General features: G+C 24.3%; 1 protein-coding gene. It reads right to left on the minus strand.

Annotated features, from left to right (window positions below):
- Nucleotides 1-235 (minus strand): hypothetical protein (locus tag KVT37_RS32960; RefSeq protein ID WP_217579101.1); only part of this gene is annotated, 235 nt, incomplete at both ends.

A 235-nucleotide genomic window follows, 5' to 3' on the forward strand; every position in this document is an offset into this window, starting at 1 on the left:
TTCTACGCCTTCAATATAATCTTTCAGCAATTTTTCTAATCCAGATATTCCTTTTTTATTTATTACAACATAATTTGAGTATTCCACAATTAATAAATAAGCAAATTTCGTTTCGTGTAGTAAATCATTATTAATAAAACTTGGCTTTTCCTTATATTTAAAAATACAAATTGAATAAGTTAATGGCCTTGAATTCATGCTTTTCTTAACAATCTTTAATACATAATTCCCTTCT

Source organism: Mesorhizobium sp. GbtcB19 (genome assembly GCF_019091085.1).
Taxonomy (GTDB): Bacteria; Pseudomonadota; Alphaproteobacteria; order Rhizobiales; family Rhizobiaceae; genus Mesorhizobium.